Here is a 12,217-nt window from a genome sequence, read left to right as displayed (position 1 = left end):
TCTCCCGCCAACCCCAGGCTAATCCGACACGATGCTTTTGGCCTCAAGAAATGCTTGCAGCCCAAAGACTCCAAACTCCCGGCCGACACCGGACTGCTTTACCCCGCCGAACGGCGCCAGCAGCTCTGGCGAAATTCTGTTGATCAACACCGAGCCGGCCTGCAGCTGGGTCGCCAGGTGTTGGGCACGGTCCGGTTGCCCGCGATAAGCACAACGCCCGGTATGCCCAGGCGTTGGCCGCGTCGAACCCCTCTCTCCCGCGTTTCAGCGTTGCACAACTTCAAAACGAAACCCGCCGGGCGACGTGCAAAACTCGCCTCGGCGTAGAACGCTGAAAACGCCGCTTCGCCCCTGGCGTGTCATTTCGCCGTGGCGGCTTTTTCGATGAGGCGGGCAACCGGTTCCGGGTTCGAAACCATCACCACATGTGAAGCGCCCTTGACCACTTCCACGGCTTTGGCAGCGGCGCGCTTGGCCATGAATGCCATGGCTTGCGGGGGAATGTTCTTGTCCTTGTCGCCGTAGATGTACCAGGACGGTATATGCTTCCAAGCAGGGCTGCCGGACGCTTCGTTGAGCGCCGCTTCCGTTACCGGGCGTTGGGTGGCGGCCATCAATGCCGCCTCTTTCGCGGGGACGTCAGCGGCGAACTGGTTGTGAAACTTGTCCTGCTGGATGTACAAGTCCTTGCCCCCATCGGCCAGCGGTACAGGCGCAGCCAGCGTTGGGCCCAGCGTACTGCCCGGGAATTTGCCGGCCAGCCCGGCGACGGTTTCCCCGGCCTCAGGTGCAAACGCACTGACGTAAACCAGGGCTTTGACGTTTGCATGATCGTTGGCCGCGTCACTGATAACGTTGCCGCCATAGGAGTGGCCGACCAACACCACCGGCGAATGAATGCTCGTCAACAATGCCGAGATTGCCGAACCATCGCTCTTTACACTGCGCAATGGGTTGGCAGCGGCAACCACTGGATAACCGTCCTTCTCGAGAATCTTCACGACCCCATTCCAACTCGACGCATCGGCAAAGGCGCCATGTACGAGCACAATCGTGGGTTTTTCAGTTTGCGACCAGGCGTGTGTCGCCATGCTCAGGCTGACGGCGACGGCCAGTGCGGTTAGTACTTTTTTCATTGTTGACTCCAGGTTTGACGGGAAATCAGGGAGCGAAGCGAGTGAAGACAAAATCGTGATTACGCACTCGCGCCTGGTGACAGGCGAAGCAGGTTTGGTGTTGGGCTTCATCGGCCGGTTTACCGTTGATAAACCGCCCGAATCCCCAACCACCGGTTGCTGCATATTTTTTCGAGTCCTTGACCATCACCTGCACGGTCGTGGCCGGCCCCGGGATGGACGCCGGCTCGAATTCCGGGGACTGCACATGTTTCCAGGCCAGCTTTACCAGCACCGTGCCATCAGGGAATGGCAGCGTTGAATCCTGATATGCCTTGATGGCCAAGTCATTGCCCAGCACGGCTCGAAGTTCGTTCAGGGGGGCCGCTTCCTGCGCCGGCGCAATCAGCGGCCATAGGCGGTAGTTTTCCGGCAATTTCACGCCATAGATTGGAGAGGCGTCACCAGTACTGGCGTCGCCCGAGGCCACACCGGCAGCGCTCAACGCTGCGATTGCAATGGCAGCCGACATCGCGGCCAGAAATTTCAGCTTCATCATCGCCATCCTCTCAGCCGGTTTTCAAAGATGATCGGCGTCGATCACCGCCTGGGCGAAGGCTTTCGGCGCTTCCTGCGGCAAGTTGTGGCCTACACCACCGGTGATCAATCGGTACTCATACTTGCCAGTGAAGCGCTTGGCGTACGCTTCGGCAGGTGGGTGCGGTGCGCCGTTCGCATCACCTTCCAGGGTGATGGTGGGCACACTGATGGATGGAAATGCCGCGAGTTTCTTCTCCAGCGCGTCGTATCTGGCCTCGCCCTTGACCAACCCCAGGCGCCAGCGATAGTTGAAAATCGACACGGCCACGTGATCAGGGTTTTGCAAGGATGCCGCGCTGCGCTCATAAGTGGCGTCGTCGAAATTCCACTGTGGCGACGCCAGCTTCCAGATGAGCTTGGCGAAGTCATGGGTGTTTTTCTCGTAGCCCAGGCGCCCGCGCTCGGTCGCGAAATAGAACTGGTACCACCACTGCAGTTCGGCGGCTGGCGGCAATGGCGCCTTGCCCGCCTCTTGGCTGCCTATCAGGTAACCGCTCACAGCGACCAGGGCTTTCACTCTTTCCGGCCACAGTGCGGCAACGATATCCGCAGTGCGGGCGCCCCAGTCAAACCCACCCAGCACCGCGGTCTTGATCTTCAGCGCGTCCATGAAGTCGATCAGGTCGGTCGCCAGCGCAGCAGGTTGACCATTGCGAATGGTCTTGGCCGAGAGAAAATGCGTATCGCCATAACCACGCGCAGAAGGGATCAACACTCGATATCCCTTGTCCGCCAAAGCAGGAGCGACATCAGCGTATGCGTTGATATCGTAGGGCCAGCCGTGCAACAAAATGACCACAGGGCCATCGGCTGGGCCGAGTTCCGCGTAAGAAACGTTCAGCAGCCCCGCTTTCACATGCTTAAGTGCACCGAGAGAGGTGTGAGCTCCCGGGGTGATCGCCCCAATGGTGGACGCGGGTACATCAGCCGCGCTGGCTTGGGAAAAACCGACAGCCACCGCCGCGAATTGCAGCACTGCTGCTGCCAACAGCGATGGGGCAAGACCCCGCAGGCGGCTGGATTTATTTTGATTGTTCAGCAAGGTCATCTCCATGGTATTTCTCCGTAGCGAGCCGCCGAATAGCGGCCCGGTGTGTTGGCTCGATTGCGTGTGAGCTACTGGCCTGTCTTCGTTGCGCTCAGCTTGGCGCGCAGCGGCCGGAAGGCCTCCCGCAACTCTTCGCTGAACAATTGAGGTTGCTCCCAGGAAGCGAAGTGGCCGCCCTTGTTAACCTGGTTGTAGTAGGAAAGTGATGGGTAAGCGCGTTGCGCCCAGCTTTTTGGCGCCTGATAGATCTCGTGCGGGAAGACCGTGATCGCCACCGGCACCTTGATGCTTGCGGTGTTCTGCGCGGCAGCGCTGAAATTGTTGTTGTTGTTTTCCCAGTAGAAACGCGATGACGATGCGCCTGCGTTCGTCAGCCAGTACAGGCTGATATCGTCCAGCATCTCGTCACGGGTCAATACCCGTTCAGGCTGGCCCTCACTGTCCGTCCACGCGGCGATTTTTTCGTACATCCATGCCGCAGTTCCGGTAGGCGAATCGGCCAGCAGGTAACCGATAGTCTGCGGGCGCGTAACCATCATCGCGCCGTATGCTGCATTGCGGCCGAAGAAGGTGCTCAAGGAATCAAACGCCTTGCGTTCAGGCTCAGTGAGCCCGTCAGGGGCCGGGTCACCACTATTGATCGGCTTGACCAATTCGGGCGGGATGGTGGCCGGCATGTTCAAGTGAATGCCCAACAGCCCCGGCGGATTCAGGCGGCCCAATGCATCCGATATGACCGAACCGTGATCTCCGCCCTGGGAAACATAGTGGGTATAACCCAGACGCTTGATGAGCACATCCCAAGCCTTCGCGACTCGATCCGGCCCCCAGCCCAATTCAGTTGGCTTACCGGAAAAACCGTGTCCCGGAATCGATGGAATGATCACGTCGAACGAATCTTCAACCCTACCGCCGTAAGCAACGGGATCCGTCAGCGGGCCGATAGTCTTCAAGAACTCAAACTGTGAGCCAGGCCATCCGTGTGTCAGAAGCAGCGGCATCGCGTTGGGGTTTGGCGAGCGAACATGGATGAATTGAATATCCACGCCGTCGATAGTCGTGATGAATTCAGGCAGCGCATTGAGCTTCGCTTCGGCCTTGCGCCAGTCATAGCCGCTGCCCCAATACTTCACCAGCGCCTGGACCTGGGCCAACTGCACGCCTTGGGAAAAGTCGTTGACGGTCTCTTTGTCCGGCCAGCGGGTCGCCGCAATGCGCTTTTTCAGATCGGTCAATTGCGCTTCATCGACGTGAATTCGATAAGGTCTAATCGATTCGGGATGGGTCGAGGCCGAGCTGGCAACTGACGCATCGACGGCCGGGCCAGCAGCCCAGGCAGCACCGCTGCCGGCTATCAGGGCCAACCCCAAAGCGCCCATTCTCACGGAAGAAGCCAGACAATGGCGCCAGGTGAAACCGAACGTAGCTGCAGGCATTTTGAATTTCCTGTAAGTCATTGGTCGACAACGTCGCGAAACGCGCAGAAATAGCCGCGAGTTAAATGAGTCATCCATTGGAAAAGGTTTGCGCCTTCTCGATGGGTTCATTTAAAGCCCCGCGGGTATCCCGTATGTGTCATCAACCGACTTAAAGGAATCGCTGTGTATCTATCCAAAGCGCAGATACAAAACGATACAAACCGACCACTCGCTCATAAAAAAGCCAATGCCCCGACTTGTCGGGGCATTGGCTTTTCTGGGACCTGGAAAACATAAGGGCTTTTCAGCCCATCAAGCTCGGCAAAGGGCATAGAGACCGCGTCGATTGCCAGGCAGCATGACTTGGTTACCCAAGGAACAGGCAGATACCCCGCTCCACTTCACGCCCTTCCACGCCTGCAAGAAACTGCAGAAATTTGCCCCTGATTCTGGTTAGCGTTCACCATCGTTTCTACCGCGTTAGCAATCTGATTGAAGCTACTGCTGTTCAGCGACCAAGCAATCTCTTCAGCACCAGTAGAGCAACAGCCCCGATTGCCAGTGCAGCAACCGGTTTTTCTTTGACGAATGTAGAAACGCTGTCCAGTGCGTCACCATAGGTTTGCGTCAGTTGACCCGCAGCCTGGCGTCCAGCGCCCTCAGCTTCCAACTTCGAATCACCAAAAAGCTTCCCGACTGCGCTCTGCGCTTTGCCAGCAACCTTTTCTACAACGCCTTCTACCTGTTCGCTCTTCATGATTAACCAAACCTTCGTGTGTGATTGGGTAACCCAGGAAAAACCCGGGTTTGAGGCAACGTGCAAAGCGTTAGGTGGACAGGCTTATTGATTAGTTCAAAGTTGATGAGCCTCACTTAGTCCAGATCAACCGATAAGTCTTCTTCCCTGTAGCGGCATCGTGATAGGGGTTTTCGCCCGGGACCTCTCGCGTGCGCACGCACGGGCGTCCCTCGCAGTCAATAATGGCGGCGTCACCACCCTGGCGTTTCAACGCTTCTATGTTTTGCTCAAGCGCCGCTAACTCTCGTTGCCTTTGCGCTCTTCATCTTGAATTCGATCAAAGGACTTTATATATCTGCGAAACCACCCGCCTCATCGCCTCCTCAATCGTCCCTTCATTGCGACAGATCACCCACCCCTGCCCCACCGCCGCTCGTTCAAACGCCTCGGTACACACAACTTGCTCCTCCAGCTTAAACATCACCGTACTGCTCAGCCCGCGCCGTCGTGCTGCCGCCCGTGCCCAGGATATTTGCGCCGCGGTGACAACCCCCACATGCAGATCCGGCACTTGCACCTGTCGATCAATGTTCAGCTCAAGAATGTCTGCAAAGGGTATCAATCGACGAAACGCAGCATCAGACGGGTACCAGCGATCCATCAGGATGATGCTGTCAGGTGGCTGTGCGGCCAGTACGTGCTGGGTAATCCAGCTGCGGCTGTCAGCAAAGCGCTCACACACCTCAAGTTCCAGATCCCGGCTGGGGTCTCTGGCGAATTTGTTAACCAGCGCCATCGTTTGCGCTCGATAGGGATCGCTCTTGCGCTCGCACAGTCGGACGACCTTTTTATTGTCGGCCCTCAACGCTGTCGTAACGGCCTCCAACAGCGTGGTTTTGCCGGTACCCTTGGGCCCATCCAACGAAATAAACAGCGCCCGAGTCATACGAGCGCTGCGTCATCGTTAAGGTTGTACAGTTCCATGGGGCCTCTAGTTTGAGCATTTGGGCAAATTGGACTTCATTATGGGGAACCCTATCGCCCAACGCGAGGCTGGACTGGCCGCCGCGCCCTCCCCGCGTCGACGGTCAGTCATTCAGCATCCGGCTTTGCGGCACGCCAGCCTCGTACCTCAACGCCCACGGCGCAATCAACCGCTGCGGGGTCTGGCAGGTTTTGCGTTTAAACACGAAGTTGCGGCATTTCTCGGCAAACTGCTGGCGATTTTCCACCATGTCGAATCGCATCTGTGCCAGTTCCTGGTCGCGACAGCGTTCAACTTGCTGAGTATCCAGCGTGGCTTTACGTGTGCGTGCATGAAGGTACTTATCATCGGTCAACGCACTGTCGGCCTGTTGCAAAAGCCATAAGCCAAATGCTTGCGGGCAACGCGGGCCGATGGCCTGAACCATGCCGTACTGCTGAGCCTGGATGGCGCTGATGGGCAGGCATTCTTCGGTAAGCTTATGCGCGATTTCGCTGCCCACGGCCCGTGGCAGGCTGTAGGTCCAGTATTCGGAGCCGTAGAGTCCCATGGTCTTGTAGTGCGGGTTGAGCACCACACCTTCGCGGGCCAATACAATGTCGGCGGCCAGCGCCAGCATCACGCCGCCTGCGCCTGCGCTGCCGGTCAGGCCGCTGATCACCAGCTGCCTGGCAGTGAGCAGCTCCAGGCACACATCGTCGATGGCTTGAATGTTGGCCCAGGCTTCCAGCCCCGGCACGTCGGCGGCCTGGATGACGTTTAGGTGCACCCCATTGGAAAAGCTGCCGCGCCCGCCCTTGATCAGCAACACTTGGGTATCTCGCGCCTTGGCCCAGCGCAACGCTGCGACCAGCCGCTGGCATTGTTCGGTGCTCATGGCGCCGTTGTAGAACTCGAACGTCAGTTCGCCGATGTGGCCGAACTCTTGGTAGCGAATGGGTTGATAGACCCGCTCGTTGAACGCCTGGCAGGCGATTGAACTGTCCAGCACCGGCACCCCGGCCAACTGCTCAGCCAGAACGTGCCGTGCCGGTCGCTTGAAGGTCTCTGGGCCTTTGGGTTTGAGCGAGCCGATCCACAGGCTGTGATCTCCAGCCGCTACCAGCACGGCATCGTCCTGCACTGCGAGGATTTCTCCGGGAGTGCCCTGGCGAGCGTCCAAGTGCGCGTCGTAGAGGTAATATTGCCCGCCCAACAGGCTGGCCAACACGCCGGGCTGGCCATCGGCAGCGTCGATGCTGCGTTTGATAAAGCCTGCGCAATCGAACCAACTGAAGGTGCGGTCGGCCTGGGTCATGTTCGGCTGCAAGCGTCCGATGACGCTGGGTTGGGTGTAATCGAGCGGTGTCGGGACGAATCCCTTGGCGAATTTCGCCACTACATCACGGATGCAAACCATCGCGGCGTCGCTCACCAGGCCGTTGTACAGCTCGGATTTGCGCACCTGGGCGGGCATGTCGAACTCACAGGTGGACCAGATTGGCCCGGCGTCCATTTCCTCCACCGCTTGCAAGGCGGTGACGCCCCAACGGCGGGCCTGCTGGGTGATGGCCCAGTCCAGCGCACTGGCGCCACGGTCGCCGACGATGCCCGGATGGATGATCACCACCGGGCGTTGCGGATGGCTCCACAGTTGATGCGGCACACGGTCCTTCAAAAATGGGCAGATCACCAGGTCGGCGCCAGACGCCTCGACCTGCTGGCATACCGTGGCTTGATCGGTGAACACCACAATGCTGGGGTCGTGACCCGCTTGGCGCAGATCCAGCCAGGCCCGTTGGGTTAAACCGTTGAATGCCGATGATAACAACAGGATCTTCAGTGATCGCATGGCTGACTCTTCCTTGAGAATGTGCGACCGGAGCAGCCCGTTGAGCCGTCCCTGGCCATCGATAAGCGCCCAAGGTTATAGAGCGAGCCAGCCTCCCCACCTGATCGAGATCAATAGATGAAAGCGGCTTATTTTTTCTGAATCACCGCGCAACCTACTCATCAAATGAACATGCCCTGCTCGGGTACGCCTTGTTAACCGTAACGGAGCCACGTTCATGTTCGAGAAACCGCATTACCTCATCAGTTTCATCCTCGACAACCAGCCACAAAGCCGCACGCTTGAGCACGATGCCGACACGCTGGACCCTCAATGGGCCGAGTCCCTGCTCAGGCAGCGCTTTGCAGAGCTCAAGGACGCGAAATTGAGCGACGTCCAGGTGCAAAAGCGCAACAAGCCCGCCGATGAAGGCCATGACATCCCAGGGCATTACCAGCAGCCCTGATTTGCGTATCAGAAAAGCGCTGCCCGTTTATCAATCACTGAATATTCGGAGGACCTATGAACCCGACAACTCAAGGTTTGCCCTGCGCCTGCCCAGGCTGCACCTGCCAGGTGACCCATGACATGCGTCACCAGCGCAACGGCAAAGCCTACTGCAGCCAGGCATGCGCCGACTTGCACCCACAGGGTCAAGCGTGCCCCAGTGTTGATTGCCATTGCGAGTCGAATGTGAAGGTGCGAGACCGCTCCGTCAGCGATAGCCAGCTCGACGAGGCGATCGAAGAAACCTTTCCTGCAAGCGATCCCATATCGCCTTGATCATTCAGCCCCACTAGGAAAACGGGGGCTGCATCGTGGCTCTAGGGTCTAGCAGTTGACAGCCCCCGGCAAAACTCAACAACCTGCACGTCTCACCGCCCTGCCCTGAGGCTGCCCTTGGACTATTTCACCGCGCTCACCGCCTTCATCGAAGCCGCCGAAGGCAACAATTTCTCGCGTGCCGCCGAGCGCTTGGGGATCAAGGCCTCAACGGTTTCACGCTATGTGAAGGAACTTGAGCAGGACCTGGGCATCGCGCTGTTCAACCGCTCCACACGCACGCTGCATCTGACCGAAGGCGGCCAGACCTTCCTGATACACGCACGCAGAGTATTGGATGAACTGGAACACGCCAAGGCAGCCACGTCTGCGCTGAACCAGCATCCCCGGGGCGTGTTGAAACTCAACCTGCCACCGGCGTTTGCTCGCCATCACATCCTGCCGGCGTTGAATGACTTTCTGGCGCGCTACCCGCAGATCAGCGTGGAACTGGTGCTGGATAACAACAAGGTCAATTTGATTCATGCCGGCGTCGACTTGGCCATCCGCATTGGCGAGCTGGCCGATTCGACGCTCAAGGCACGCAAGCTCAGCGACGGCCACTACCGCTTGGTGGTCAGCCCGGCGTTTGGCACGCAGCACCCTCCTCCGTCCACGCCCACGGACTTGGCCGGTGTGCCTGCGGTGCTGGGCACGGCGACCGGCGGCGATATCAGTTTTGTATCCGCCGGCCGCGCGTTCCCGTTGCTGCATGACGGCGTGATTCGAATCAATGACCTGGACGCGCAACTCATCGCCGTGCGCCAAGGCTTGGGCTTTGGGCTGTTGCCGGACTGGCTGGTGGCGCGAAGTATCGAGGCCGGTGAGTTGGCAGTGTGGCTACCCGAATGGCACATCCAGGGCGTGGAGCGGGCGTTTGCGGTGTGGTTTGTGTACCCGCCCAAGCGCATCGTGTCATCGAAGGTCCGGTGTTTTATCGACTTTATCGTTGAACGACTGGGCGAAACACCGGACTGGAAGTGACTCAACTGAAGCGGATATCCAACGCACGCAAGTAGGTTTGCAGCCCCGCATCCTGAATCGGGATCAGGAACGCCTCGCTATCCGATTCATTAAAATGCGCATGCCAGTAACCGGGTGGTGTGACAAACGCCAGGCCGGGCGACCAGTCGACCCGCTGCGGGTTACGGATTTGCCCATCCGCGTCCAGCTCGGTGCCCACCAATGAATAACAGCCCTTGGGGCAATCAATAATGAAGTCCAGTGCAATCGACTGATGCCGATGGGGTTTCTGCACCGATCCCGCCGGCAGAATTCCGTACATGGCCCACAGCACGTGAGTCACCGTGCGCGTCTGCGGGAAATGACGGTTGCCCAGCAGGATGCTGATGCGGCTGCGGTCCTGTGCCCTGGGATCATCGGCCGCTTCACGCAACTTCGCGTTGGCCAGCGCTGCTGGGTACAGGGTCGGCGCAAAGCGATCGGCGCGGGGTGTCACCCCCAGGTAACGCAGCAACGGCTCATCGTGAACATAGTAAAGACGTGCATCCTCGCGGGCACTGAAGTGCGCCTGCTGTAATCCCGGCAGGGCAATAAAGCAGCCCTTGGACCATTGAATCTCATACTCCCCCTGAACCACGCTGCCTTGCCCGGCAATCACGTAGAACACCTGGGAAGTGGCGTTGGGTTGCAGGGTCAGTGTGTCACCACGGTTAAGGCGCATGAAGTTTGCGCATAACCCGGGGCCGGTGGCGGGGCCTTCGCAGCCCAAAGCCTCGCTGAGGTCCAGCGGTACCACGCGGGAGGGGCCATTGTCATACAGCGAGGCGGGAAAGCTGTGGTAGGGAATGCGGGAAATCAGGTTGGCACTGATGGGGTTCGCCGCCTTACTGTACTCGAAGTACTCGGCGTCCACTTGGTTGATATCCGTCAGTGCGGGGTCCAATTCACGGTTCATCAGGCTCACCTCAGTCTTGGGCTGGATCGCGCAGCGCGGTTGAAGCGCTGCACGGGGTGAGTGGACTATAGGCATTGCCCACTGGCGGATGAATGCCTGTGACGGCACAGCAGTTATGCGAAACGGGGCAGTTAACGCAACTGGAACCAGGTGGTTTTCAGTTGCGTGTACTTATCAAACGAATGCAGCGACAAATCGCGCCCGAACCCCGACTGCTTGCCGCCGCCAAACGGCACGGTCACATCCAGCGCATCAATGGTGTTGACCGACACGGTGCCAGCGTTCAGGGCACGGGCCACGCGATGCGCACGGTTCAGGTCATCACTCCACACCGAGGCCGCCAGGCCATAAAGGCTGTCGTTGGCTTGCTGAATGGCCTGTTCTTCGGTATCGAAAGCGCTCACCGCCAGCACAGGCCCAAACACCTCCTCCTGGGAAAGGCGCATGTCAGCGGTGACGTTGGCGAATATCGTCGGCTGGATGAAGTTTGAACAACCCTCAATGTTCAACTGTTGGCCACCGGTCAACAGCGTGGCACCGTCTGCGTGCGCCCGGCCGATGGCTTGCATGATGCGTGCGGTTTGCCCGCTGTCGACAATTGCACCGGCGGCGCTGGCGGGATTAAGTGGGTTGCCGGGCATCCAGGCGCGGGATTTATCGATCAGGCGCTCGATGAACTCGTCGTGGATGCAGCGTTGCACGTAGAGGCGCGAATTGGCCGAACACACCTCGCCCTGGTTGAAGAAAATCCCAAAGGCCGCCTTCTCCGCCGCCAGGTCCAGGTCCTGACAGTCTGCAAACACCAGGTTCGGGCTCTTGCCACCACACTCCAGCCACACCTGTTTGAGGTTGGACTGGGCGGCGTACTGCATGAAGTATTTGCCCACCTGGGTGGAGCCGGTAAACACCAGGCAATCAACGTCCGGGTGCAACCCCAGTGCCTTGCCGGCGCCCTCGCCCATACCTGGCACCACGTTTAGCACGCCTTCGGGGATGCCTGCCTCCAGCGCCAGTTGGGCCAGGCGCAGGGCGGAAAACGGCGATTGCTCAGCGGGCTTGAGCACCACGCTATTGCCGGCCGCCAAGGCGGGTGCCAGTTTCCAGGCGGCCATGTCCAGCGGAAAATTCCACGGCACCACCGCGGCAATCACACCCTGGGCTTCGCGGGTGATGGTCGCCAACGCGTTGTGGGCAGTCGGCGCGACCTGATCGTAGAGCTTGTCCAGGGCTTCACCGTACCAGGCGAACACATGGGCCGCGCCGGGCACGTCGACGTTATAGGCGTCCATTACCGGCTTGCCCATGTTCAGGGAGTCCAGCAATGCGAGTTCTTCGCGGTGGGTCATCAACAGGTCGGCGAGTTTGATCAGGACTTTTTTGCGTTCGCCTGGAGGCATGCGCCGCCACGGGCCGTTCTCAAAGGCGCGGCGTGCGGAGCGCACTGCCAAGTCCACTTCAACCTCACCGCAGGCGGCGACACGTGCAAGGAGCTGGTTGGTCGCCGGGTTGATGGCGTCAAAGGTCGCCCCGGACAGTGCGGCGACGGCCTGGCCGTCGATCAAGGCGGTGTTGATGAAGGTTTGACGGGCAGCGCGTTGCTGCCAGTAGTCGAGGTTGAACATACTGTACTCCTATGTAATTGGGTCTAATCCACGCGGCGGCAAGCCCGACGCCGAACGCAATGCTCAAGGCAACGCAGTGCCAATGTGGGAGCGGGCTTGCTCGCGAAGGCGGTGTATCAGTCAATATCAATGTTTGCTGG

General features: G+C 59.2%; 12 protein-coding genes and 2 pseudogenes. 3 read left to right on the top strand and 11 right to left on the bottom strand.

All coding sequences use genetic code 11. The annotated features are described in order from the left end of the window. Positions 1-18: 18 nt before the first annotated feature. The 9 genes and pseudogenes from BT199_RS12290 to BT199_RS12255 form a co-directional block, all read right to left on the bottom strand. Positions 19-195: pseudogene (locus tag BT199_RS12290) on the bottom strand (aldehyde dehydrogenase family protein); the annotation flags it as partial. Between the two features lie 74 nt (positions 196-269). Further along, positions 270-347, bottom strand: a pseudogene (locus BT199_RS27475) (creatininase family protein); the annotation flags it as partial. A gap of 12 nt (positions 348-359) precedes the next feature. Continuing rightward, complete coding sequence (locus BT199_RS12285) at positions 360-1,136, bottom strand: alpha/beta fold hydrolase (protein WP_072434565.1); 777 nt, start codon at positions 1,134-1,136, stop codon at positions 360-362. A 25-nt stretch (positions 1,137-1,161) separates the two neighbouring features. Further along, a complete protein-coding gene (locus BT199_RS12280; RefSeq protein WP_032902606.1) occupies positions 1,162-1,671 on the bottom strand; it encodes a cytochrome P460 family protein in 510 nt (169 codons plus the stop codon). 24 nt (positions 1,672-1,695) lie between these two features. After that, entirely contained in the window at positions 1,696-2,769 is a 1,074-nt protein-coding gene (locus BT199_RS12275; protein ID WP_072434564.1) for an alpha/beta fold hydrolase, read from the bottom strand. A 62-nt stretch (positions 2,770-2,831) separates the two neighbouring features. Next, on the bottom strand, positions 2,832-4,199 hold the full coding sequence (locus BT199_RS12270) for an epoxide hydrolase family protein (protein ID WP_072434563.1): 1,368 nt from the start codon (positions 4,197-4,199) through the stop codon (positions 2,832-2,834). A gap of 490 nt (positions 4,200-4,689) precedes the next feature. Further along, the gene (locus tag BT199_RS12265; RefSeq protein WP_014718439.1) at positions 4,690-4,938 is read right to left on the bottom strand and encodes a CsbD family protein; all 249 of its coding nucleotides are present in this window, start codon (positions 4,936-4,938) and stop codon (positions 4,690-4,692) included. Positions 4,939-5,257: 319 nt separating this feature from the next. Next, positions 5,258-5,866, bottom strand: coding sequence for a dTMP kinase (locus BT199_RS12260; RefSeq protein WP_014718438.1), 609 nt, complete (start codon positions 5,864-5,866; stop codon positions 5,258-5,260). 142 nt (positions 5,867-6,008) lie between these two features. After that, a complete protein-coding gene (locus tag BT199_RS12255) occupies positions 6,009-7,736 on the bottom strand; it encodes a hydrogenase maturation protein (protein WP_072434562.1) in 1,728 nt (575 codons plus the stop codon). A 217-nt stretch (positions 7,737-7,953) separates the two neighbouring features. Between BT199_RS12255 and BT199_RS12250 the strand changes: the two genes are divergently transcribed. The 3 genes from BT199_RS12250 (at position 7,954) to BT199_RS12240 (ending at position 9,521) form a co-directional block, all read left to right on the top strand. Beyond that, the gene (locus tag BT199_RS12250) at positions 7,954-8,181 is read left to right on the top strand and encodes a hypothetical protein (RefSeq protein ID WP_003191203.1); all 228 of its coding nucleotides are present in this window, start codon (positions 7,954-7,956) and stop codon (positions 8,179-8,181) included. Positions 8,182-8,237: 56 nt separating this feature from the next. Beyond that, positions 8,238-8,498 carry a metallothionein gene (locus tag BT199_RS12245; protein WP_072434561.1) on the top strand — a complete coding sequence of 87 codons (261 nt, stop codon included), beginning with the start codon at positions 8,238-8,240 and terminating at the stop codon, positions 8,496-8,498. Positions 8,499-8,615: 117 nt separating this feature from the next. Then, on the top strand, positions 8,616-9,521 hold the full coding sequence (locus BT199_RS12240) for a LysR family transcriptional regulator (protein WP_072434560.1): 906 nt from the start codon (positions 8,616-8,618) through the stop codon (positions 9,519-9,521). Position 9,522: 1 nt separating this feature from the next. Here the strand turns inward: BT199_RS12240 and BT199_RS12235 are convergent, their stop codons facing one another. Together BT199_RS12235 and BT199_RS12230 are read right to left on the bottom strand one after the other, a co-directional pair. After that, complete coding sequence (locus BT199_RS12235) at positions 9,523-10,455, bottom strand: cupin domain-containing protein (protein WP_072434559.1); 933 nt, start codon at positions 10,453-10,455, stop codon at positions 9,523-9,525. Between the two features lie 131 nt (positions 10,456-10,586). After that, a complete protein-coding gene (locus BT199_RS12230; protein ID WP_072434558.1) occupies positions 10,587-12,077 on the bottom strand; it encodes an aldehyde dehydrogenase in 1,491 nt (496 codons plus the stop codon). Positions 12,078-12,217: the final 140 nt, after the last annotated feature.

It is taken from the genome of Pseudomonas sp. NFR02, from assembly GCF_900119375.1.
Classification (GTDB): domain Bacteria; phylum Pseudomonadota; class Gammaproteobacteria; order Pseudomonadales; family Pseudomonadaceae; genus Aquipseudomonas; species Aquipseudomonas paracarnis.
Note: the sequence above shows the minus strand (reverse complement) of the source record. Positions and strands in the feature narration are given on the sequence as shown.